The sequence below is a fragment of the Oceanisphaera avium genome (assembly GCF_002157875.1).
Classification (GTDB): domain Bacteria; phylum Pseudomonadota; class Gammaproteobacteria; order Enterobacterales; family Aeromonadaceae; genus Oceanimonas; species Oceanimonas avium.
In genome coordinates, this window is record NZ_CP021376.1 from 2,381,290 (window position 1) to 2,403,998 (window position 22,709).

Consider the following 22,709-nt stretch of genomic DNA (forward strand, 5'->3'; position numbering starts at 1 on the left):
GTAATGGCTCACACCTCACAAATAAATAAAAAAGGGAACCTAAACGGTTCCCTTTTTGCTGCTCATTACTAACTGATAATCAGTAGTAAGAGTGCGCACCGCGCTCGTGATCGGTGGCATCACGCACGCCGGTAATTTCTCCAGCAAATTGTTGAAGCAGCTGCTTTTCAATGCCGTCTTTTAACGTCACGTCTATCATAGAGCAACCGTTACAACCGCCGCCAAACTGCAAAATAGCCAGGCCGTCTGGGGTAATTTCGGTTAACACTACCTGTCCACCATGACTGGCAAGGCCTGGGTTAATTTGCGACTGCAATACATACTCAACGCGATCGGCAAGCGGCGCATCTTCTGGCACTTGGGCCATTTTTGCATTAGGCGCTTTGAGCGTGAGTTGCGAGCCCATTTGGCCGCTCACAAAGTCGATTTCCGCATCTTCCAAGAAAGCGACACTTTGCTTATCGACAACCGCTTCAAACCCTTTATAGGGTAGATGCAGATCATCGTGCTCAACGGCATCGGGTGGGCAATAAGAAACGCCACATTCGGCGCTAGGGGTGCCCGGATTAACCACAAACACCCGAATGTTGGTGCCTTCGGGCTGCTGAGATAGCAACTTGCAGAAGTGTTCCTGGGCGGTTTCGGAAATCGTAATCATAACTACCTCGTAAACCTGACTAAACAACTCAAGTTTTATCATACTCTGGTTGGCAGCGCTTGAATAGTGACAGCAAGCGGCTTTGTGCACTGAGTTAATGATCTAAAGTTCGACACACCGCCCACACCTCTACCACTTTCACTCCGTGTTGGTGTAGCAAACGGGTAAGCTCTGCCATGGTGCTGCCGGTAGTAAGCACATCATCCAATAAGGCAACATGTTGGTAATTTAGAGGGCGAGCACTAAAGGCATGGTGCAAATTATGCTGGCGCTCTTTGCGGCTAAGATGAGTTTGACTCGCGGTAGCGCGCGAGCGTTTTAGGCTGTCATTATCAATGGCTAAAGGGAGTAGAGATTGCAGCCCAAGGGCAATTTCTTGCGCCTGATTATATCCGCGGTGTAACTGGCGCCACCAATGCAGTGGCACGGGAATAATCACTTCTGGATAAGGAGGCGTGATGTGCATGGCCAGCAGTTTCCCTAATAAACGACCATTTAACGATTGCTGATGATATTTAAGGCCATGGATCAAACCACTAAAAGGCGGAATAAAATCTGCTAATACTTGCATGCGCTGCCAAGGAGGAGGTGTTTGCTGACAGTGACCGCATACACTGTTTTCTACTGGCAGTGTAAATCCGCATAAGCGACAGGTGTGCGCGAGCAGCGGCAATTCCTCTTGACATTGTTGACATATTAACGGCTGCTGCTGGCAAGACTGGCGACACAATAAACATTGGCCCCACCACCACGTTGCTCGCCAAGCGCCACCATCTTGTAGAGCAGTCATTAGCCGACTTATCATACGCCACCGCATTGAGAGGAAGATATAATGAGTGTATACGTAGAATGCCACGGCCAAGGGGCCGACTTGGTATTAGTACATGGCTGGGGAATGAATGGCGCTGTGTGGGAACCATTAGTGGCACAACTATCATGCCATTTTCGCCTCCACATAGTGGACTTACCCGGCTTCGGTGATAGTGCGGCTTTACCCCTAAATGCCAGCTTAGACGAGTGGGCGAGTGCGGTATTAAACGTGGTGCCAGAGCACGCCGCTTGGCTAGGCTGGTCATTAGGTGGTTTAGTCGCAACGCAGGCCGCCTTGCAAGCTCCCAACCGCGTTAGCCATTTACTAACCTTAGCTAGCTCCCCTTGTTTTGTGGCGCGTGAGCAGTGGCCGGGTATTAAACCCCACGTATTAGCGAGTTTTGCCGAACAACTCGCCCAAGACTCGCAGTTGGTGATTAAGCGCTTTTTAGCGCTGCAAGCCATGGGCAGTGAGCACGCTAAAGCCGATGTTCGCCAATTACGCACCAGTTTAGCCACTAAGCCTCAACCGCAAGCTCAAGCTTTAGTGGGCGGGCTAAACTTGTTAGCCGAAGTAGACCTGCGCGCTCATCTTTTTAACTTAACTATGCCGTGTTTACGACTCTATGGTCATCTTGATGCCTTAGTGCCTTATCAAGCGATTCCCTTAATTGAAGCCTTAATGGCACCTAATAATCGCCAACACTGTATTGCACAGCGAGCATCTCATGCGCCTTTTATTTCTCACCCTCAGCTTATTGCAGCAGAAGTTAGTGCTTTTTTAAGGTCGGTATAGCGTATTTTTAAGATTGCAGCACAATAAAAAAATTGGCGTATAGTTAAACAGCTTTAGCACTATAGAAAAGTAGAGCGCGGCCGATCTATAACAGTAATAGATCAGTTTTTAATTAACGTTTTTTAGCTCGCTAGCCACTGATGCTATTTATCTCAGGGAGAGTCTTATGGCCATACCTGTTATTTACCCCACTTTAGCGCCTAACGCTGCATCGCCGAGCACCGAAGCTGCGGCTACCGATAAAGCACGTCGCCCGATTATTCCTCATATTACGGCGGTGTTGCCTTATGTGCCTATTCGCCCCCGTCATAAAGACCGAGAGCGCGCTCGTCGCCAAGCCGCGTTTGAAGCCTGGCTTGGCCTGCGCCAAGGAGAAGTGTGCTGGATTGGCTCTAATCCTTCGATGAGCAAGCGCATGCAGGTTATCCACCAGCGTTATCAAAGCAGTGAAGAAGACGCCACGTTAGCACTTAAGATAGAAGTCTAAATTGAGAAAAGCAGCGCACTTTTTAGACAGCGCGACTGGCTTATCCATTAATAGATTTGGCGCACGGCTAGGTGTAAAATTGTGCCCCTTATTAAGACTCATAAACGAGAGCATCTCATGGGCAGAGCCTACGAAAACCGCAAAGACTCCATCTCCAAAACCGCCAATGCCAAGAGCAAAATTTATAGCAAATATGGCCGAGAAATTTACGTGGTGGCTAAGTCTGGTGGTGCCGATCCCGATGGCAACTTAAGCTTGCGCGGGTTAATCGATCGGGCGAAAAAAGATCAGGTGCCGGCTCACGTTATTGAAAAAGCGCTACAAAAAGCCACCAGTGGTGCCGGCGAAGACTTTTCACCCGCCCGCTACGAAGGCTTTGGCCCGGGCAACTGCTTAGTAATCGTTGACTGCTTAACCGATAATCCTAACCGTACTATTGGTGATGTGCGGGTGTGCTTTAACAAGGTTAAGGCCAAAATCGGCACCTCGGGCACCGTGGGTCATATGTTTGATCATTGCGCCATTTTAGCTTTTGCCGGTGATGACGAAGACGCCATTTTAGAAGTGCTAATGAACGCCGATGTCGACGTAACCGACGTAGAATGTGAAGAGGGCATGATCACCGTTTTTGCGCCGCAAACCGAATACTTTAAAACCAAGCAAGCGCTTAGCGAAGCCTTCCCCGATATCGACTTCGAAGTAGACAGCATTCAATATCTGCCCCAAACCACAGTCGAACTTAATGGTGAAGATGTGGCCCTTATGGAGCGGTTCCTTGATTTGCTTACCGACGTTGACGACGTACAAAACGTGTATCACAACGCGCAATTTTAATAACCTCCATTTAAACTGCGCCTCTAAAATAAGCCCTCTGTAGTGAGGGCTTTTTTTATAATATTAACCATAGCCGTACTTATGACGGGTGTTTAACGCACTGGCAAGCAGCTCGTTAAAATATAATAATTTATATAGGTATTAAGTTAAGTAACTGAAAAAGCTGGTTTTTTAAGTTAAGCTAGCTTCTTCGCTAAGCCACTTAACAAGGAGAGATAAATAACATGTCAGATTTAGATTTTATTAAAACTACTATCGAGCTTGCGCGTGACAACGTAGTGCGTGGCGGCCAACCTTTTGGTGCGCTGTTAGTACGTGACGGTGTGGTATTAGCGGATGGCGTTAATGAAAGCGATATCGACCATGACTGCACCGCTCATGCGGAAATTCAGGCGATTCGTAATGCTGGTAAGCTGCATAAAACCAGCTCGTTTGCTGGCAGTACTATGTACGCCAGCGGCAAGCCTTGTGCCATGTGCATGGCGGCCATGATCCAAGCCGGTGTGTCTAAGTTAGTGTATTGTGCCGATGACGATGTGGGCGAAGTTTTTGGTTGGTCTACCGAGTATTTATATCAGCGCCTGCAGCGCGACTTTGGTAGCCAAGGCATCGAGACCACGCACCTGCCACTAGATGAGAAAACGCAAATATTTGAGCAATACCAAGCTAAGTTTGGCAAAGGCAGCAACGAGCAAATGAAAGGTTAAAATCATAGCGCCAAGCTAAACAAAAGACGGTGTTTATGGGTAAGTCGCCATCCTGATACCGGGTCGTGGCCCGGCATGACGAAGCTTCAGGATCTCGCTTTAGATCTTAGGGACTAAAACCTATTTGCCACGGAAGGCACGGAAAAGTGAAGGAAAAATAGGGATCAAATCTGGCAAAGCTAAAACTAGGATAAAAGCCTTAATGGGTTAAGAGCAGCGCCGAGCGCCCAGCACCAAGCTAAACAAAGAGCGGGTTTATGTTTATGCCGTCATCCTGACGCACGTCAGGATCTCGCTTTAGATGCTAGTGACTAAGAGCTATTTGCCACGGAAGAACACGCAATCCACCAAAAAATAGAGATCAAATCTGAAAAAACTAAGCAAAATAAATCTTCAAGGGGTAACAGTTAAACACCCAGCATACACGCGGCGAGCCCTTACCATAAAAGGTCTTAGTCACTTGTCGATCTTATCTTGGCTTAATTTTTCTGTGGATTCCGTGGCGAAAAGTCTGTGGTTTTTAACGCTCATCTTGAGGAACTCACCATTAAACACCTGATCTTGATTAACCCTAACGGTAATAGCGACGCCACAGCCATCATGGTGGAGCAGGCACAAACCGTGCTTGGCTTAGGCGTGCGCGTGATGGGTAAAACCAATACTCAAGCGCCAAATTTATTGGCCACGCCTGCCGATATGCAGCTGGCCAAGCAGGGCGTATTAGCGCTGGGTCTAGAGGCGGCTCAAGCGCTAACAGGACGAGAGAAAAGCAGCGCTATTATCATTGCTGCCTTTAGTGACCCAGGCTTACTAGAGCTGCGCACTCAAGTGTCGATTCCGGTATTGGGGATTGGCGAGGCGGTGTTTCTTGAAGCAGCGGCAAATCATAAACGCTTTAGTATCGTCACTATTACGCCAGATCCTGAGTTACTCGCTTCATTTTGCACGCGAGTAGCCGAACTCGGGTTAGGTGCTCAGTATTGCGGTGCTCGTGTCACTCAAGGCAATGCACAAACGCTACTCGTTAGCCCTCAATTATTAGATGCCGCCTTAAGTAGCACCATAACTAAGTCTATCCATGACGGCGCCCAAGCGATTATTCTCGGCGGTGGCCCCTTATCTGCCTCGGCTGACCGACTACAACCGCAATTTGATATTCCCTTACTCAATCCGGTGGCAGCCGCCGCGCGAGCCGCGTTTAAAGACTAGCGCTGTAGGTAGGTACGTGCTTTAGCCGTAAAATGGTGCGCGGCATCATCCTGATACCGGGTCGTAGCTCGGCAGGACGAAGTTTCAGGGGCTGGCTTTGGATTTTAGTGATTCCAACCTATTTGCCACGGAAGACACGGAAAAATGAAGGAAAAATAATGATCAGATCTGAAAGGCATAAAGCCAAGATATAAGCATTATGGATAAGGGAAAAGCTCAATAAGTAGCGGTGTTTATCTTTATTACCGTCCTCCTGAACTCGTTTCAGGATCTCGTATTTTGCTCTTTAAGGGTAAGAGCACTGTTGCGGCGTTACTTGTGAATAGCTGAATAAACGGCCTACCCCTTCGACTCGCTATAAATACTTCCATGTAGGCTCCGCCGCGCCATCCTTGGCGCAGACGGTCGGCTAGCAGATCCCTTTATCCAGCTTTAGGCAGCAAAGCCGCTGGTGAGTATTGCCTTTTAAGCCGTCATCCTAACGAACGTCAGTAGCTGCTCTTGATTATTAAGTAGTGGGTTTTGTAGGCGAAGTGATGCGCAGCAGGTTTTGATGTATAGGTTCTATCCGTGTCGGCGATTAGTTTAAGGTATTGTGTCGCCAATCAACTATAAGCAAATCATTGCTTGGTAACATAGCTTGCATTAATCGGAGTCGAACAAGCCCAAGGATAAAGTTGATGCAGCAAATTGGTATTTACGAACAGCTGATCACACAGCTCGTTGCTTCACGTTTAAACCGCGATAAATTTTATGTGGGTGAACGGATCTTAGAAACGGCTGAAGCATCGATTTGGTTATCGCGCTTTTTGAGCGATGTTTTAGAGCACGCCGTCGACTCTATCCCCATGAAGGTAACCGCTTAGAGCTACAAATTGAGCTAGCTAACCAGCTGTTGCTATGGCTAAAAAACAAGCTTAATGATCCCGACTTTTTTGAAGAAAACCTGCTAGATAATCAAGGTAAAATTCTTACCGCCTTGTATGAGTTAGACAATCCAGTGGCAGCAGATCTTAAAAAATATGTGGCGGATATTTTTCCGCTAACGGGCTTAACCCAAAGCGAGCTGTTCTGCGGTAGCAACGCGGGTTTGTCATTAGAAACTGAGCTAAAGCGAGAAATACTGTCGTCCGATAAGATCTACTGGCTGGTGTCGTTTATTAAGTGGACTGGCATTCGTATCTTTCGTAAAGAGCTGGAAGAGTTTACCCGCAGCGGCCGCCAGCTTAAGGTGATTACCACTTCGTATATGGGCGCCACCGATGCCAAAGCGGTAGAGTTTTTAGCCAGCTTGCCTAATACCGAAGTTAAGCTGAGCTACAACACGCAGCGTGAGCGGCTGCATGCTAAGAGTTATCTGTTTTTGCGTGATACGGGTTTTCATACCGGCTATATTGGCTCTTCAAATTTATCCCATTCAGCTCTAACCAGCGGTTTAGAGTGGAACCTCAAAATCACTTCCCAAGAAATTCCGCACATTATTGAAAAATCGCTGAGCACCTTTGAAACCTATTGGGCTTCAAATGACTTTGAAACGTTTGATGGTAATACTGAAAGTAAAGCTAAGCTCACTACTGCGTTGCGCGAAGCGCGGGGCAGCTATGCTCCTACCAATGCCTATTTTTTCGACTTAACCCCCTTTCCTCATCAGCAGGAAATCTTAGAACAACTAGCCGTTGAGCGTGATTTACATCAGCGCTTCAAAAACCTAGTGGTGGCGGCTACCGGCACCGGTAAAACCTTAATTTCAGCTTTCGACTTTGCCCGATTCTTGCGTAATAAGCCGGACGCCACATTTCTGTTTGTGGCTCATCGCCAAGAAATTCTGCAGCAAGCCCAAGCTTCCTATCGGGGGGTGTTACGCAGTGGTAACTTTGGTGAGCTATGGGTGGACGGTTCAAAACCGGAGCACTATCGTCAGTTGTTCGCTTCTATTCAAACGCTTAATAATCAGCTCAAAGAGCTGTCGTTATCCGCAGATTATTACGATTACCTAGTGATCGATGAAGTGCATCATATAGCGGCCAGCAGTTATCGCGCCGTACTGGAGTATTTCACGCCGCAAATTTTATTGGGCCTGACGGCAACGCCGGAGCGCCACGATGGCAGCGATATATTAGCTGACTTTGGTGGTGTGATTGCAGCAGAAATTCGTTTGCCAGAAGCTATTAATCGCCGTCATTTATGTCCGTTCCAATATTTTGCAGTAGATGATGATACAGATCTGCGCAGCATTCCGTGGAGCCGTGGTCGTTATGATATTGCTGAGCTGACGAACTTATACACTCACAACCATGCTCGGCTGAATAAGATAGTGCAGAGCCTACAAGAAATCGTCACCGATATCGGTAGCATCAAGGCGTTGGCGTTTTGTGTCAGCCGCGCCCATGCAGATTTTATGTGTCAGCAGTTTTTGCTCAAAGGTATCAACAGCGACATCTTAACCAGCGATAACAGTGCTGAGCGCCATCTTAAGCAGCAAGCATTGCGCTCTGGCCAAATTAACGTGTTATTTGTGGTGGATATCTTCAACGAAGGCGTCGATATCCCAGAAGTGGACACACTATTGTTCTTGCGGCCCACCGAAAGCTTGACCATTTTTCTACAACAATTAGGCCGAGGCTTGCGCCTGTCCGACGGCAAAGAGTGCTGCACAGTATTAGATTTTGTTGGTAACTCACGGCCAGAATATGACTTTGCCAATAAATTTAGATCCTTAGTTGGTAAAACCAATCGCGCCATTAGCGATGAGATAAAACAAGGTTTTCCCCACGCACCCTTAGGCTGTCGCATCGAGCTATCGAAGCGCACCCAAGAAATGGTGTTGAGCAACATCCGACAAGCGACGGTAAACTTAACGCGTTTGCTCGGCCTGATCCGTCAGTTTCCCTCTCATTCGGACTTGCCATTAACGCTATCGAATTTTTTAAAAATTAATCCAAACTTAACGCTGGAAGATATTTATAAAAGAGGCAGCTGGACTCGCTTAGTTGCCCAAGCGAAGGCCAGCGAGGGACAAGAAGAATTTGATGAGGTCGTACTCAAAGCATACGAGCGCGCGATTAGAACTCGGCTCTTGAGCTGTGATTGTTTTAGCTATCTGCAGTTTTTACGTGGCTTAGCAGCGAATGACTTCGCCTTAACCGAGCCCATGGACGAGCGCCATGCTGTGATGTGTCATTATGACTTTTGGCAAAAAACCGGTGTAGAGTTGGGCTTTAAAACGTTGGCACAAAGCCTTAACGCACTTGATCACCCCGCGCTAAAAATTGAATTGTTAGAGCTACTCGATGTGCTGATTAATCGTATTCACCGCGAACAATTCGATTTGCAGCAACTTCCTTTAAATCCATTAAAAGGGCATGCCCGCTATACCCGAGAGCAAGTTTTAGCTGGCTTTGGCGTGACCAGATTCGAGTATCAAAAGCCGGCGCGAGAAGGGGTATTGATGATTGCGGAGCAAAATATTGAACTGTTATTTGTGACGCTCAATAAAAATGAAAAGCAGTTTTCCCCCACCACTATGTATCATGACTACGCCATTAATGAGCAGCTGTTTCACTGGCAATCCCAAAATAGCGCACGGCCCGATCATGGTAAGGGGCTAAGTTATATTGAGCATAAAGAGACTGGCAAACGACTATTCCTATTTGTGCGCGAGCAGAGTAAAGATGAATACGGCGCTACCATGGGTTTTATAAACTTTGGCGAAGTGGAATATATTTCTCATATCGGCAGCCAGCCGATGAACATTACTTGGCGGCTTCACTCAGTCATGCCAGCTTTTATGTGGCAGCAAGCCGCTAAATTAGCAGTGGGGTAAGTGGTGAGCATTCAACCTAAGCCAAAAACTAATCAGCACCAATAAGTCGGCTAGCCTAGATCGCCATCACAGCTAAATTTTTAGGCTGTAAGCAGCTTGATATTCTCGTTAATGCGGCCCTGAATGAGTTGCAGCGTGTCTTTCGTTATTTGATTGCCAAACAAGCTCTGCGCTTTATGGCTAAAGCCTTCTGCTACAGCGCAGTATCGGTCAATAATATTTTCCGCCACACTGGGTGATAAGTCTGCTTCTTTAACGCCGAGCGAGACCATGATTTTGCGATTAATATTCAGCGCCTCGCCCATGATATCCATCTGATGGTAGCCGCCAGGGCCTTCGCAAAAGGTAACATCGTAGGCTGGGGCTAGCTGCCACTGACCCTTGGCTGACATTATATAAGCAAAGTTTTTAGGGTGGTCATCACGGTTATTGAATACCACATTAAACACCGCTCGTTCAAACGCGCTGGTTTTTTCGCGAACATCATTGGTGCATATTTGTGTCGCCCGTAAAAAATTTGCATAGTCTAATGCGCCCAGAGACTGGTAATTAGCACCGGTAAAGGCAGCAAGGCTCTGCATAGGCACGCGCAGACCCTTTAGCCGATCAAAGCGTTTAGTGGCAAACGCAGCCTGACCATTTGGTAAGTTGAAATGCAATGTGTCGGGAGTGCTAATGCTGCACTCGCGTAGACACTGAGAATAGACAGCTTCAATCGCACAAACTTCAGGATGCTCTGCTTGAGCGGGAAATTTAATTAGCCAAGCTTCTGAATTCGCAGTTTCAGCCGTGCTAAAAATACCCGTTTCAGGGTTTCGATAGAGCAATACCTTGGGCCGAGCGCCTTGTGGTGAGCCGCCGATTAGCATGAGCTGCTGTAAAAACTCTCCGCCTTCACCATTCAATACCGTTTGTACGTCTTGCGCTATTTTTTCAAGAGTGATTTCTTCAGGCGTCGCCGTATCCACCAACGATACGGGCCTAAACGACATGGCGCCCATGGCCTTATCACCAATATAACCTAGCCGCAGTAAAGGGCTGATGCGAGCGGGATTAAGGCCATTACGCTTAAACAAACGATCCATCAGCAGCATTCCCCAGCCATCGGGTAAGGCATCATAAACGGGGCCCGGTAACCCTAGCTGATGTGCGGGGAAATCTTTACGTAACTTAGTCTCGCTTAGCGGTAGCAGATAAGACGATAACTCAACGCCTTTACTTAAGGCCTCATCGCTGTACTCAAACAAGATCAAAGGGCGACCCGTTAGTGTGGTCGATGAAGCTAGCGTGCCCCAATGCCAGCATTCTCCCCAGCCTTCGTAATAAACGTGTATTTTTTCAGGCATGTTAGGATTTCCTCCTAGCGCGATAGCGCTTGTTGCTTTCTTCATAGCGCCGTAGATCATCCAAGCTGTCGAGTTTTGGTTGGAAGAGCGCTTCTAGCTCTTTAACTCGCCCTAATACCATGGCGATGCGGACTAGGGTTTCGAAGCTAGTATTCTGACCATTTTCTAAGTTAGACAAGGTGTTAACACCCACTCCGGCACGCGCCGCCAGCTCTGCCTGAGTCATCTGCAGGGCAAGGCGTTCTTTGCGCAAGCGCTGACAAAGCAACTCGACCACCTCGCTGGGTTTAGTGAAGTTTAAATCCATTAAATTGTACCTTAAGTGGGCATTATCGACTTAACACTCACTATTATAGGTTTTAATTGTAAGGTCTGCCATCGGATAAGGTATTTGCCAGTAAGTGGTGAGGTGCAAGCAAGGCAACCAGTACCGACGCTAATAAACGCAGCCTTTCAAGCAAAGAATTACAAACCTAAGTTGGCAGTTACGTTTTGGCGCTCACGCTTACAAGTCGTGATTAGTAGTTACGTTTTGGCGCTCACGCTTACAAACCGTGATTGGCAGTTACGTTTTGCTGAACACACTTACCAATCGGATTCACGCTTATCCGCCTTGTCAGAGAGCCTTGTTTAACACTGTGAGGCGATTGCAGCATTACTAATAAGAGTTTTGCGCACAAAAATTACTGGCGGCAAATTTCGTTGCAGGCGCTGATTAAGCGCTCGGCGAGTATTTTGCTGTGCGCCGAGAGTTTATCTTGGGCGTGCAGGGTGAGTTCAAGATCCGGTACCGGCGGTAGGCCGTCTTGCTTGGTTAAGATACGATGTTCGGCGGTCACTAAGCGCCGTGGTAATAATGAAATACCAAAGCCGGCTTCTACTGCACAACATACGCCGGACAAACTGGTGCTGACATAAGCTAAGCGCCAGCTGCGGCCGAGGCGGTCGAAGGTGTGGGCCATTTCGCTACGGTATAAGCCGCCGATAGGAAAGGTGACTAGCGGGATCGGCTGGCTGTCGAGATTGTTACTGTGCAGGCTATCTATCCAGCACAAAGGCTCGGGCCAGCTAACAAGACCGGGCACGCTGCCTTGGCGTTGCTTTACTAATGCAAGATCCATATCGCCGCGCTGAAACTCCCGCCAAATATCGCTACATAAGCCGCTTTTTACTTCTAGGCGAATGCCTGGGTATTCATTAGAAAAGGCGGCCAGGGTGGGCATAATGGCGTGAGTGGCAAAGTCTTCGGGCACGCCTAAGCGAATTTTTTGCTGCTCGGCGCTGACGCTAGTTTGCGCCACCGCTTCATTCATCATCTGTAAAATACGCCGTGCATAGCTCAGCACGCGCTCGCCCTCAAGAGTGGGGGTAATATAGCGGCCTTTGCGGTGCAATAATTCACAGCCAAATTGGGCTTCAAGTTTGCGCACCTGTTGGCTAACTGTAGATTGAGTAAGATGAGTGCTTTCGGCGGCGCGGGTAAAACTGCCGGTGTCGGCCACCGCAATAAAGCTGCGCAGTAAAATGGGATCTAAGGTGATGTTTAAGTTCATGGTTATCTCTGAATGCGCTAAAGGTAATGTTGAATGTTTAATTTTGAGTGTTGAATTAAGCCGGAAAGATCAAAGTCTTAAAGACTTATTTGCAACGAAACCCGCTAAGCCCCCGAAAAAAATAAGCATAAGTGTTAAAAAGAGGCTTTGATGTAAGAGCGAGCCTTTCCGCTATCGCCACTCAGCACTGTGTTTTGTCGTCCTCTTCACGTCTTACCTCGCACACGTCACAATTAGTAGTGGTTTAGCCACTAGTGCTCATTAAATTATTTAATTTATCAATCACGATGCTTTGTTATACAATAGCCCCGTTAACATTCTAATAGCTATGCCAAGCGGCGTGGCTTTTGTCGGCAAGCAGCCGGCCCTCTCGTATTAAAGGACAGTATCATGGCCCGTAATACCTATTATGCCCCTAAGGGTGGTTTACCACCTCAGACTCAGCTGATCCACGATCGCGCTGTGTTTACCGAAGCCTATGCCGTTATTCCTAAAGGTGTAATGAGCGACATCGTAACTAGTTTCCTGCCTTTTTGGGATGAAACTCGTCTGTGGGTTATCGCACGTCCGTTAAGCGGCTTCGCTGAAACCTTCTCTCACTACATCATGGAAGTTTCTCCAAAAGGTGGTAGTGATAAGCCTGAGCTGGACAAGGGCGCCGAAGGCGTATTGTTCATCGTTGAAGGTGAAATGACGCTGACGTTGGAAGGCAAAGAGCACCACATGGAATTAGGCGGTTACGCTTACTTGCCAGCTGGCGCTAACTGGAGCCTGCGCAATAACAGCAGCGAGCCAGTACGTTTCCATTGGTTGCGTAAAGCGTACGAATTTGTTGATGGTATTGATGTACCAGAAGCTTTTGTAACGAACGAAAATGACATTGCGCCTACGCCAATGCCAGACACCAACGATGCATGGGCGACCACTCGTTTCACCGATCCAACGGATCTGCGTCACGACATGCACGTCAACATTGTTACTTTCCAGCCAGGCGGCGTTATTCCATTCGACGAAACTCACGTGATGGAACACGGCCTGTATGTATTGGAAGGTAAAGCGGTTTACCACCTGAACCAAGACTGGGTTGAAGTAGAAGCCGGCGACTACATGTGGTTGCGCGCCTTCTGCCCACAAGCTTGCTACGCGTCAGGCCCAACTCGCTTCCGTTACTTGCTGTACAAAGACGTTAACCGCCACATGGTGTTAAACTCTTCTCCTGCTTATCGCGGTCGCTAGACTGTAAGTAAGTTGCAGTAAGTAATAGTAAAAAGGCAGCCCACGGGCTGCTTTTTTATTTGCCCTTCATTGAAACTAGGCATCTAATGCATTAGCTAAGTCTTGCTCGGCTTGGGCAAAACCTTGTGCTGCGGCTTCTTCGCCCATATTAAGGCCTTCCGCGTAAATGAAGTGTTGCTCAGTAATGCCGATAAAGTTTAATACCGAGCTTAAATAAGGGGTTTGGCTGTCGCCTTTGGTATTACGATAAATGCCGCCTCTAGCAAAACCCACATAGGCTTTCTTGCCCTCTAGTAAGCCTTTAGGACCTTGCTCGGTGTAATAAAAGGTAACGCCGTTTTGTGCAATGCTATCAATCCAGTTTTTTAACTGCACCGATACCCCAAAGTTATACATAGGCACGCCCAGTACTAAAATATCACAGCCTTTTAGTGAGCTAACTAATGATAAGCTTTCTGCTACTCGAGCTTGCTGCTGGGCGCTACGTTGTTCGGGCGGGCTGAACAAGGCATTAATGCCGGCATTATCCAACATGGGGGCGGGGTGAGTGGCAAGATTAAGTACCTCAACTGCTGCGTTTGGGTGTTGTTCTAACAAGCGCTCCACAATGCGATTCGCAACTTTAGTGGAGTTGGCGCCTGTCGTGCGCGCGCTAGCATTCACTTGTAGTATCTTCATAACTTGTCCTTGGGTGTTAACTAACTTAATAGCTTAATAATGAGCGGGGGAGTTAAGGCGTTTTATTGTTACTTATCCTAATAATAAGCGCTGTAGTTGCTGCAATGAGTTCACTTCATAATGCGGGCGAATACCTTGCGGTGTGCTGCGCCCCGTACTATTTAACCAGCAAGTATCAATACCGGCATTTAAGCCCCCTAAAATATCAGAATGGGGATTATCGCCCACCATTAAAATTTGTTCTTTGGGTGGGTGGCCCATTAAAGCAAACGCATGTTCAAAAATGCCGGCCGCAGGTTTAGCAATCCCCACTTGTTCCGAAATTACTAAGGTATCAAAGGCTTGTTGCCAACCGGCTTTGGCTAAGCGGGTGTGCTGCATGGCGCTAAAACCATTAGTGATAATACCAAGCTTAGCTTTGCCTTGCAGTGCTGAGATAAGCTCAGGCGCGCCCGACAAGGGAGGCGATACTTCAGCCATGGCGGCCAAGTAATCACGGTTTAGGGTGTCGGTGCTTACTTGTAAACGCTCGGCCCAGTTGGCAAAACGCAAGTGCTGCAGTTGCGCCGCACTAATGGCGCCATTTTGATAATCCACCCACAGCGGCGCGCTTAGGGTGTGGTATTGGCGATAGTCTTCTGCGGTAAAATCTATGCCAAAGGAGGCAAATAACACCTTTAAGCCAGCAAAAGCGTCGAAATGAAATAAGGTTTCGTCCGCATCAAATAAGATCCAAGAATAGCGCATGGTGGTGACTCCACATGGTTAACGATTTTTTAGCGGATCGCCGTCTAAAAGCCGATATAAAAATGAGTGTTTTGCGTCAACGACTGAGTAACTGTCCATTTTTTGCGATGGTTGCCGAGGTTTATGCTAACAAAACCTTAAGCTTAGCCACATTTTATCTTACAGTAAGCGCCCTGACTAATTCGTGGGGTGGTTAACGGTTTAGCCATTCTCTTTATAAGGTCTTTTTAATGGAATTTTCTAGCTGGCTAGCCTTAGTCGCTATTTGCGTGGTCGGTGCCATTAGCCCCGGGCCCAGTTTAGCGGTGGTGATGCGTAACACACTGGCCGGAGGGCGCGCTTATGGCGTGCGTACCGCCATCGGTCACGGTAGCGGGGTTGGATTATATGCCTTGTTAACGGCGCTAGGCTTAGCCTTGGTGATTGCGAATAATCCAGTCGTATTTAATGGCATTCGCTATGGTGGTGCGGCTTTTTTAGCTTGGCTAGGCATTAAAGCGCTCTTGGCTAAACCTAAGGCCATAGAGCAGAGTAAGACGCAACAAATGGTTAAGCACCGCGGTGCTTTTGAAGGCTTTATGGTGGCGTTTTTAAATCCACAGTTAGCGATTTTTTTTGTGGCGCTATTTAGTCAGTTTGTTAATGCCAATACCAGCTGGCAGCAAAGCCTAGTGATGATGGTTACCGCCGGTGGCATAGATGGCGCTTGGTATGTACTGGTGGCGTTGGTGTTATCTCGGGGGCCTGTGCTGGCGTGGCTAAATGCCAAATCACTATGGTTAGATAGACTAAGTGCAGTGGTGTTATTAGCACTGGCATTCACTGTGATGCTATAAAGCGCGGTTAATGGTGGCGGTACCCGGGGTTTTAGTAGGCAGCGCAGGCATTAATGGTTTTTATAAAGAGGAAATAAAGTGGCTGGGCACGGCGCCTATTTATGCAGTCTAGTATTCCCCTAATTGCGCCACTTAGACGCGGGATCAAGGTCGTGCCCGAGCGGTTACTAATACTCAATCGTTAATCGCTTTGTTAAGGCTCCACTTTATCTTCTTTCTTTGAGCCAAACAGTGATGTCGCTGTGTTCGTCATTAATATGAATGAGTTAGTGTTTTGAGTGTAGGCCTATGGTATTGCCTTCACTGTCGGTAATGAGTGCCGCATAGCCGTAGCGGCCAATGGCATATTTTTCTTTTAATACTCGCCCGCCATAGGCATCCACTTTCGCCAAGACAGTGTCACAGTCAGGGCAGCTAAAATAAATAAGAATGTTAGCGCCACCGTCACCTATTTCATCGCCCACTCTTTTAACAAGTGCGCCGCCTGCCCCGTGATCCGAGGCGGTACTTGGAAAAACCCACATGTGCGCTTCGGCACTTGTGTCATTACCTTGTGGCTCAAGCTTAATATCTAATAAGCCTTCATAAAAAGCATGAGCGCGAGCCATGTCATTGACAAAAATTTCAAACCAGGTGATAGGATTGTGTTGCATAAAAGAACTCCTCATCTTGTCAGCTCAATAGAAACTTTGCTTAGTTACTAATTGTAGCTGGCTGAGAGTGATGTCAAGTGCAGTGTACGCCCATAAAAAACGCCTAAGCAAAATGCTTAGGCGTGAGAGTTTTTAGCTGTTAACGGTAGCGCTTATTTATGTTTATTACGTCTTGGTACCAAGATGGGCACTCTGGGCTCTTCATGCAAGGTAGGCTGCTCAAGCTCATCATTATGGCGCTCTTTATGGGGCACAATACCTTGTTCATAGGCCATTAAATGCGCCACCCTCGGCCCGGTCCACAGCACCGGCAACAGCAATAGCGACACGGGGGCTGCGGTGATCACAATAAAGGATTGTAAAGCCCCAATGCCACCTTCACCCATACGCAGCAAGACGGCCGCAACTAAGCCCATAGTCAGTGCCCAAAAGATGCGGTCGCGGGTGCGTGGCGTGTGGCTGCCACTAATGGCCATGGCAATGGCATAGGCCATAGAGTCACCGGTGGTGGCCACAAATACTACTGTGAGTACTAAAAACGCCGGCACCATAAATTCGGCAAAGGGCATTTGCTGGGTAATCGCTAACAAGGCGGCGGGTAAGCCTCCCACTTCCAGAGGTGTTGAAATGACACCCGCGGTGGCTTCTTCATAAGAAATGCCCGCACCGCCCAAAGTAGCAAACCAAAAGTTGGTGACTAACGGCGCCATAATAGCGACAGCCACTACCAACTCGCGTAAGGTACGACCGCGCGAGATGCGGGCAATAAATAAGGCCATCATGGGGCCATAACCAATAAACCAGCCCCAGAAAAACAGTGTCCAAGAGCCCATCCATGCGTTGTCATGGCGGGTGAGTGCCATTGGCATAAAGTCTTGCAGATACAGACCCATGGCATTCATATAAGAGTCAATAATAAAGCCACCTGGGCCCAGTACTAAGATCATAGCAATGAGGAGCAGCGCTAATACGACGTTAGCGCTAGAGAGCCATTGAATGCCTTTATCTATGCCGGTGGAGGCAGAAATGGTGTAAACCAAAACCAAGCCACCTAAAATCGCTAGCTGTAAGGCGTAGTTATTTTCCCAGCCTAATAACGACTCAAAGCTAAAGCCAAGTTGTGTAGCTAAAAAGCCAATTGGACCAATAGTCCCGGCAGCAACGGCCACAATAGATACCACATCGGCCACAGTACCTAACCAATGGGTTTCTACTTTATTACCTAAAATAGGATAAAGCAGCAGGCGAGGGCGCATCGCCAAGCCTTTATGATAGTGGGCATAAACCACCACTAACGCCGATAAGGTGCCAAGAGCTGCCCAAGCCATAAAACCCCAATGCATAAAGCTTTGCGCAAGGCCGGCAGAAATGGCCGATATACCAGAGGGCGCTTCAGAAAATACTGGGGGAGTGGTCAGATAATGGTACATAGGCTCAGCGGCAGACCAAAATACGCCACCGCCCGCTAATAAAGTACACATAATCACGGCTAGCCAGCCAAAGGTGGAGCTGTCTGGTGAAATATGGCCGCCTAAGCGAATATCACCATAGCGGGTAAAACCCAGCACTAAAGCAATCACTAAGTTGGCAAGCATCCATAATTGCCACATAGGACCAAAGACTTTAATCACCCAACTAAAGCTGGTATTAATCCAGTAGGTCATTTGTTCTAGGTCGAACAGGGCGAGGATAACAAAGAGTAAAAGGAAGCCGCCACTGAGCGTGGCTACTAGGCGTTTATCAAAGGTGCGGGGTTGGGATGAAATCATGTGTTCACTTTATTTAATGCATGAACGCACCAAGTGTATAGAAATAGCACGAAAATGTGAAGTTGCTTGGCTTTTTAGAGGAAAATTGCGACGTTTAGCAAAAAGTGGACAAGAAGCGCGGCAGCGGCTTCTGATAAGATGAGACTACCTTCAACTTAAGCAGGATACTGTATGTTACGCCCGCGAATTGCGCCGCACCAGTTAGTGCACCAAGGCCAACCCTTGGATGATAATGAGTTGGGGGTTATGTGCTGGAATACACAAAAGCTCACTATGAGTACCGAATTTCAGGTGTGCTTGAAAGCGTTATTAAAACAATTTCCTACTGCCTTATTGCTGCTCCAAGAAGCTAAGTTAAGTGTGCAACAAGGCTTGCCTTTAGACGGCTGGTCTTACGCGGTCTCGCCGAATATCCAAACGCAGTCTCATCTGTTTGGGGTGCTCACTGCCGGTCAATGTGCCTTTGATGATATTACTACTGTGCTCAGCCAAGGCCGAGAGCTGACCTTTGCCACTCATAAAAGCCAAATAATTACCCTTCATCCCTTAAGTGGCGGCGATACCTTACTGGTGGCTAATATTCATGCCATTAACTTTGTACGCCATGGCCAGTTTCATCAAGAAATTGCGATTTTGCGCCAAGTCCTGCTTCAGCATAAAGGCCCATTGATAGTGGCAGGTGATTTTAATGTGTGGAGCCGCTCAAGGCGACTATATCTAGCGCAGTTTTGCCGCGCTATGGGTTTAAAAAGAGCGGTAATGGAAGACTCGCAATTTATTAAGATGTATCGCAAGCAGCCGCTAGACTTTATTTTTTACCGAGAATTGAAATTGCACTCAGCGCTAGCGATTAATACTCCCACTGTCTCGGATCACAATCCCATTTATGCTCAATTTACGCGGTAACTGAAAGCGCTACGCCCTAGGTTAAAAAGACGACGTTCATTTTTAACCTATAGCGTACAGCGTAAGGCTTAAAGTGTTATTTTATTTGACAGTTCAGCCACTTGCTTGGTCATGCTGACTAACTCTTCTCCATCGGCCAATCCATCGATAAAGCGCTGAGGTATGGCGGATAAGCCTACTTGAGCGCCCACTAAGGCGCCCGTTAACATGGCGCGCGCCATATTATGGCCACCGCCATTAATGGCGTGTAATACCGCCGACTCAAAATCATCACTAAAGCGTGCCGCTAAATAATAACTGGCGGGTACTAACTGATAAATAGAGCAGGCCATGCCATAGACTTAGGATACGCGCCACGCAGGCTCAATGCGCGTTGCTGGATTGTCCGCCAGCTTGGCCATATAAGCCGGGGTCAGCAAAGCCTCGGCACAACTTAAATTAGTATCAGATAAGTCGTCTAAGTCGAGCGCTTGGTCGGCGCTAGTAGATGAAGGTAAGCAAAAGGGCAGCTCAGCGCAGTCTACTTGAGCTAATAATTTATCGGTTAATGTGGCATCTAGCGCGTGCCCTTCAATTAATAAACCCAACACGGCATTAAATACCAAGGTGTGAGTCAAGACCATTTCGTCATCTTGAGTTAATAAGGTGTTAGCACGTACAGCGGCACTTAATAATTTAGGCTGTCCCGCATAACACGCTGCAATCCCTAAGGTGCGCTCTAGCGCTTCGGTGTTGTCTGCAGATCCCGCACATTGTTCCCAGGGTAATTGCCGTTGGATGCGTTTATGCCAAGTCTCGCGAATAGATTGGCTGGTATAGCCGCCCGGACCTTGCTTAGGTGGGTTATTTAGGTTTGAAAAATCCAGTTGCGTAAATAAGTCTTGCTCTAAGCGCTGACAAAAATCCGCTTGTTTATAGCCGTTGTTGGCCAGCAAGGACGCTAGAGTTAGGCGTAAAATAATGCCAGATTGTGATAGCTCACCGGCTGTTAACTCTGCATGATAATGACCTGCTTTAGGCAAAGTATAATCGCTTATCCAGCCGCTATATTCGCGCTTTAGCTCATCAAGGTCGTAATACCAGTGGGGTCCTACTCCTAGGGCATCTCCAATAAAGGCTCCCATAATGGCCCCTGCTATACGATCGTTTTTAGTTAATAAAGTCATGATCCGCCTCAATATTATTTTAATAACAGGGATTATAGTGCGTCGCCTCACACTCTAATTTTTTTAATAAGTCTTTAGCTAAAGTCTTAAATAATAGGGCCGATAGACTGCGAGGACTCTAAAACTGTATGTCATTGATGAGCTCGCCTAATCGCTTTGTTACCGCGCTTTCAAGACCTAATATCCCGTTACTTGCATGTTAAGGATAGATGTTAGTGATTATCCATTTATTAAAACATTCCATCTTATTATTAGCGATGTGCTGGTTGCTCACTTTAGTGGCACGTAATTGGGCGTTAAATGATAAAGCCACTAAAAGTATTAATGGTACTTTATTTGGCTTGGCGGCGGTGGCCGCCATGATGACTGCGATTGAGTTAGAAAGCGGCTGGATCTTTGATGCCCGCAGTGTCATTTTGAGCGTGGCCGCCTTAATGGGTGGCCCTTTGGTGGCTGCCATTAGTCTTATTATTGCGGGCTGTTATCGAATATGGATTGGTGGCGCGGGGCAGACAGGCGGGGTGTTAGTCATCGTTTTGTCTGCAGGCATAGGTTTGGCTTATTACTATTTATACCGCCACGCTAAGGTAAAAAAAGCATGGTACTCATTATTAGCGTTTGGCTTTTTAGTGCATTTAGGCGTGGTAGGGACATACCTTTTATTACCCAATCCGAACCTAGGCCCCATGGCCGTTACGGTGGGGCTACCTATGCTAGTGGTTATGCCCTTCGCCACCTTAGCTCTTACTTGGATGCTAGAAGAGATAAAAAGCCGCAGCCATTATGAGCGTGAGTTATTAATTGCTGCCACTGCATTTGAAGTGCAAGCGGGCTTAATTGTTACGGATGAAAAAATCGCCATTCTTAGAGTTAACCCTGCTTTTAGTGAAATTTCTGGCTTTCATACCGCAGAGCTCATCGGAAAAGATACAAGCTTCTTAAGATGCGAGCAGCAGCCGAGTCAGGTTTATGAAGAAATAAGAACGCACTTAATTGAAACGGGGCGCTGGCAAGGTGAAATGCAAAGTCGGCGTAAAAACGGCGACAGTTATCCGGCCTGGGTTGGCATTAGTGTGGTGCGAGACCAAAAAGGGAAAGTGAGTAACTATGTGGCCTCGGTAGAAGATATGACGGAGTTTAAAGCGACTCAGGCTAAGTTACATGGCTTAACTTTTTCCGACTCACTGACCCACTTGCCAAATCGTAGTTTATTACTAAAGCGTATGCAGCATGCTATAGATGGCGCTCTTTATAAGGGCAATTATGTGGCTTTGCTGTTATTAGATATTGATGGCTTTAAAAGCATTAACGACTTGCATGGCCGTAAAGTGGGCGATCAAATGTTGTGTCAGTTAGCTAATCGCTTAAATGAAGCGATTTACCCTGGCGATACGGCCGCTCGTATCGGTGCTGATCAATTTGTGATCATGATGGAAAACTTAAGCCAGCATCGCCAAGTGGCGGCCGATCGCGCCGAACATTATGCGCTGCGCATTAAGCAAAACCTTGAGCAAGTTTATTCTATCGATGAATTGGCGCTACAACGGGGCATTAGCATTGGCATCACCTTATTTAATGATGCTAATGAACAAGCAGATACCTTGTTGCAAGAAGCAGAGATGGCGCTCCACCAAGCGAAAGCTTCTTTTACTCAAGATATTCACTTTTTTGATTTGGCTATGCAAGAAGCGGCCAGTGCCCGCATTCGCTTAGAAGAAGATATTCAGCGCGGTATTAGCGCCCATGAGTTTATTCCTCATTTTCAGCCGCAATTTAATCACACTGGTAAAGTGATAGGCGCAGAAGCACTGGCGCGTTGGCAGCATCCGGAGCAAGGTTTATTGGCTCCCTTTGCTTTTATTGAAGTGGCTGAACAAGCAGGCTTAGTGGATTTAATTGATTTGCAAATGCTAGAGCAAGCCTGTTGTCAGCTAGCGCAGTGGCAAGCACAGCCCAGTAGTGCAGAGTTAGTGTTAGCAGTAAATTTAAGTGCCCGCCTTTTATACCAACCGCACTTTGTAGATACGCTACAGCGTTTCTTAACCCAAACCGGTGCCGATGCTCATTATTTAAAACTAGAATTAACAGAAACTATGCTGCTCGATGATATGGAAAAAGCCGTGATTCGTATGCAAGCACTGCGCGTGTTAGGTATTCGCTTTTCTATTGATGATTTTGGCACTGGCTATTCCTCACTGTCTTACTTACAAAAGTTACCCTTGAGCCAGCTAAAAATTGACCAATCTTTTGTCCGCGAGCTAACAGAAGAACAAACCAGCAGCGTAGCGATTATTAAGGCAATTTGCGCGCTGGCCAATAGCTTGCAGCTCGCTGTTATTGCCGAAGGGGTAGAAACTCAAGCTCAGTATCAAAAGCTATTAGGGCTGGGCTGTCAGCATTTTCAAGGTTATTTATTTGCCCGCCCTATGGCTATTAATGATTTTACTGCCTTGCTGGAAGAACAAGCCGCCCCCTTAGCGGTGCAAATATAGGCA

Annotated in this window: 20 protein-coding genes and 1 pseudogene; 10 read left to right on the forward strand and 11 right to left on the reverse strand. The window is 47.4% G+C overall.

Going from position 1 to position 22,709, the window contains the following annotated elements; translation table 11 throughout:
- Nucleotides 1–79 precede the first annotated feature (79 nt).
- Together nfuA and CBP12_RS10930 are read right to left on the reverse strand one after the other, a co-directional pair.
- Nucleotides 80–658 carry a Fe-S biogenesis protein NfuA gene (gene nfuA / locus CBP12_RS10925; protein ID WP_086964458.1) on the reverse strand — a complete coding sequence of 193 codons (579 nt, stop codon included), beginning with the start codon at nt 656–658 and terminating at the stop codon, nt 80–82.
- Nucleotides 659–752: 94 nt separating this feature from the next.
- Nucleotides 753–1,463 carry a ComF family protein gene (locus tag CBP12_RS10930; protein ID WP_086964459.1) on the reverse strand — a complete coding sequence of 237 codons (711 nt, stop codon included), beginning with the start codon at nt 1,461–1,463 and terminating at the stop codon, nt 753–755.
- Nucleotides 1,464–1,490: 27 nt separating this feature from the next.
- Here CBP12_RS10930 and bioH point away from each other — a divergent pair, with 27 nt between their 5' ends.
- From bioH to CBP12_RS10960, 6 genes and pseudogenes are all read left to right on the forward strand, one after another.
- Complete coding sequence (bioH, locus tag CBP12_RS10935) at nt 1,491–2,264, forward strand: pimeloyl-ACP methyl ester esterase BioH (protein ID WP_086964460.1); 774 nt, start codon at nt 1,491–1,493, stop codon at nt 2,262–2,264.
- A 166-nt stretch (nt 2,265–2,430) separates the two neighbouring features.
- Nucleotides 2,431–2,751: a hypothetical protein gene (locus CBP12_RS10940; protein ID WP_086964461.1), complete on the forward strand. Its 321-nt coding sequence runs from the start codon at nt 2,431–2,433 to the stop codon at nt 2,749–2,751.
- Nucleotides 2,752–2,868: 117 nt separating this feature from the next.
- A complete protein-coding gene (locus tag CBP12_RS10945; RefSeq protein WP_086964462.1) occupies nt 2,869–3,585 on the forward strand; it encodes a YebC/PmpR family DNA-binding transcriptional regulator in 717 nt (238 codons plus the stop codon).
- Between the two features lie 224 nt (nt 3,586–3,809).
- Nucleotides 3,810–4,292 (forward strand): nucleoside deaminase, encoded by a 483-nt coding sequence (locus tag CBP12_RS10950; protein ID WP_086964463.1) that lies wholly within the window; start codon nt 3,810–3,812, stop codon nt 4,290–4,292.
- A gap of 513 nt (nt 4,293–4,805) precedes the next feature.
- A complete protein-coding gene (locus tag CBP12_RS10955; protein WP_232455063.1) occupies nt 4,806–5,501 on the forward strand; it encodes an aspartate/glutamate racemase family protein in 696 nt (231 codons plus the stop codon).
- A 680-nt stretch (nt 5,502–6,181) separates the two neighbouring features.
- A pseudogene (locus tag CBP12_RS10960) lies at nt 6,182–9,324 on the forward strand (DUF3427 domain-containing protein).
- A gap of 80 nt (nt 9,325–9,404) precedes the next feature.
- On the opposite strand, the gene CBP12_RS10965 reads toward CBP12_RS10960, so the two are convergent.
- The 3 genes from CBP12_RS10965 to CBP12_RS10975 form a co-directional block, all read right to left on the reverse strand.
- Nucleotides 9,405–10,670 carry a type II toxin-antitoxin system HipA family toxin gene (locus CBP12_RS10965; protein WP_086964464.1) on the reverse strand — a complete coding sequence of 422 codons (1,266 nt, stop codon included), beginning with the start codon at nt 10,668–10,670 and terminating at the stop codon, nt 9,405–9,407.
- Between the two features lies 1 nt (nt 10,671).
- Nucleotides 10,672–10,977 (reverse strand): helix-turn-helix domain-containing protein, encoded by a 306-nt coding sequence (locus CBP12_RS10970; RefSeq protein WP_086964465.1) that lies wholly within the window; start codon nt 10,975–10,977, stop codon nt 10,672–10,674.
- Nucleotides 10,978–11,353: 376 nt separating this feature from the next.
- Nucleotides 11,354–12,223: a LysR substrate-binding domain-containing protein gene (locus CBP12_RS10975; protein ID WP_086964466.1), complete on the reverse strand. Its 870-nt coding sequence runs from the start codon at nt 12,221–12,223 to the stop codon at nt 11,354–11,356.
- Nucleotides 12,224–12,613: 390 nt separating this feature from the next.
- Between CBP12_RS10975 and CBP12_RS10980 the strand changes: the two genes are divergently transcribed.
- Nucleotides 12,614–13,459, forward strand: a complete 846-nt coding sequence (locus CBP12_RS10980; RefSeq protein WP_086964467.1) for a bifunctional allantoicase/(S)-ureidoglycine aminohydrolase — start codon at nt 12,614–12,616, stop codon at nt 13,457–13,459.
- 75 nt (nt 13,460–13,534) lie between these two features.
- Here the strand turns inward: CBP12_RS10980 and CBP12_RS10985 are convergent, their stop codons facing one another.
- Nucleotides 13,535–14,137 (reverse strand): FMN-dependent NADH-azoreductase, encoded by a 603-nt coding sequence (locus CBP12_RS10985; protein WP_086964468.1) that lies wholly within the window; start codon nt 14,135–14,137, stop codon nt 13,535–13,537.
- Nucleotides 14,138–14,209: 72 nt separating this feature from the next.
- The gene (gene yjjG, locus CBP12_RS10990) at nt 14,210–14,884 is read right to left on the reverse strand and encodes a pyrimidine 5'-nucleotidase (protein ID WP_086964469.1); all 675 of its coding nucleotides are present in this window, start codon (nt 14,882–14,884) and stop codon (nt 14,210–14,212) included.
- A 230-nt stretch (nt 14,885–15,114) separates the two neighbouring features.
- On the opposite strand from yjjG, the gene CBP12_RS11000 reads away from it, so the two are divergent.
- Nucleotides 15,115–15,720 (forward strand): LysE family translocator, encoded by a 606-nt coding sequence (locus CBP12_RS11000; RefSeq protein WP_086964471.1) that lies wholly within the window; start codon nt 15,115–15,117, stop codon nt 15,718–15,720.
- A gap of 266 nt (nt 15,721–15,986) precedes the next feature.
- Here CBP12_RS11000 and CBP12_RS11005 read toward each other — a convergent pair whose 3' ends face one another.
- Nucleotides 15,987–16,373, reverse strand: coding sequence for a VOC family protein (locus CBP12_RS11005; RefSeq protein WP_086964472.1), 387 nt, complete (start codon nt 16,371–16,373; stop codon nt 15,987–15,989).
- 152 nt (nt 16,374–16,525) lie between these two features.
- Nucleotides 16,526–18,142, reverse strand: a complete 1,617-nt coding sequence (locus tag CBP12_RS11010) for a BCCT family transporter (RefSeq protein WP_086964473.1) — start codon at nt 18,140–18,142, stop codon at nt 16,526–16,528.
- A 171-nt stretch (nt 18,143–18,313) separates the two neighbouring features.
- Between CBP12_RS11010 and CBP12_RS11015 the strand changes: the two genes are divergently transcribed.
- Complete coding sequence (locus CBP12_RS11015; protein ID WP_086964474.1) at nt 18,314–19,048, forward strand: endonuclease/exonuclease/phosphatase family protein; 735 nt, start codon at nt 18,314–18,316, stop codon at nt 19,046–19,048.
- A gap of 68 nt (nt 19,049–19,116) precedes the next feature.
- Here the strand turns inward: CBP12_RS11015 and CBP12_RS13610 are convergent, their stop codons facing one another.
- Both CBP12_RS13610 and CBP12_RS11020 read right to left on the reverse strand, forming a co-directional pair.
- Nucleotides 19,117–19,380 carry an ADP-ribosylglycohydrolase family protein gene (locus CBP12_RS13610; protein ID WP_198341800.1) on the reverse strand — a complete coding sequence of 88 codons (264 nt, stop codon included), beginning with the start codon at nt 19,378–19,380 and terminating at the stop codon, nt 19,117–19,119.
- A 9-nt stretch (nt 19,381–19,389) separates the two neighbouring features.
- Complete coding sequence (locus tag CBP12_RS11020; protein ID WP_198341801.1) at nt 19,390–20,214, reverse strand: ADP-ribosylglycohydrolase family protein; 825 nt, start codon at nt 20,212–20,214, stop codon at nt 19,390–19,392.
- 209 nt (nt 20,215–20,423) lie between these two features.
- On the opposite strand from CBP12_RS11020, the gene CBP12_RS11025 reads away from it, so the two are divergent.
- Nucleotides 20,424–22,706, forward strand: coding sequence for a putative bifunctional diguanylate cyclase/phosphodiesterase (locus CBP12_RS11025; RefSeq protein WP_086964475.1), 2,283 nt, complete (start codon nt 20,424–20,426; stop codon nt 22,704–22,706).
- Nucleotides 22,707–22,709: the final 3 nt, after the last annotated feature.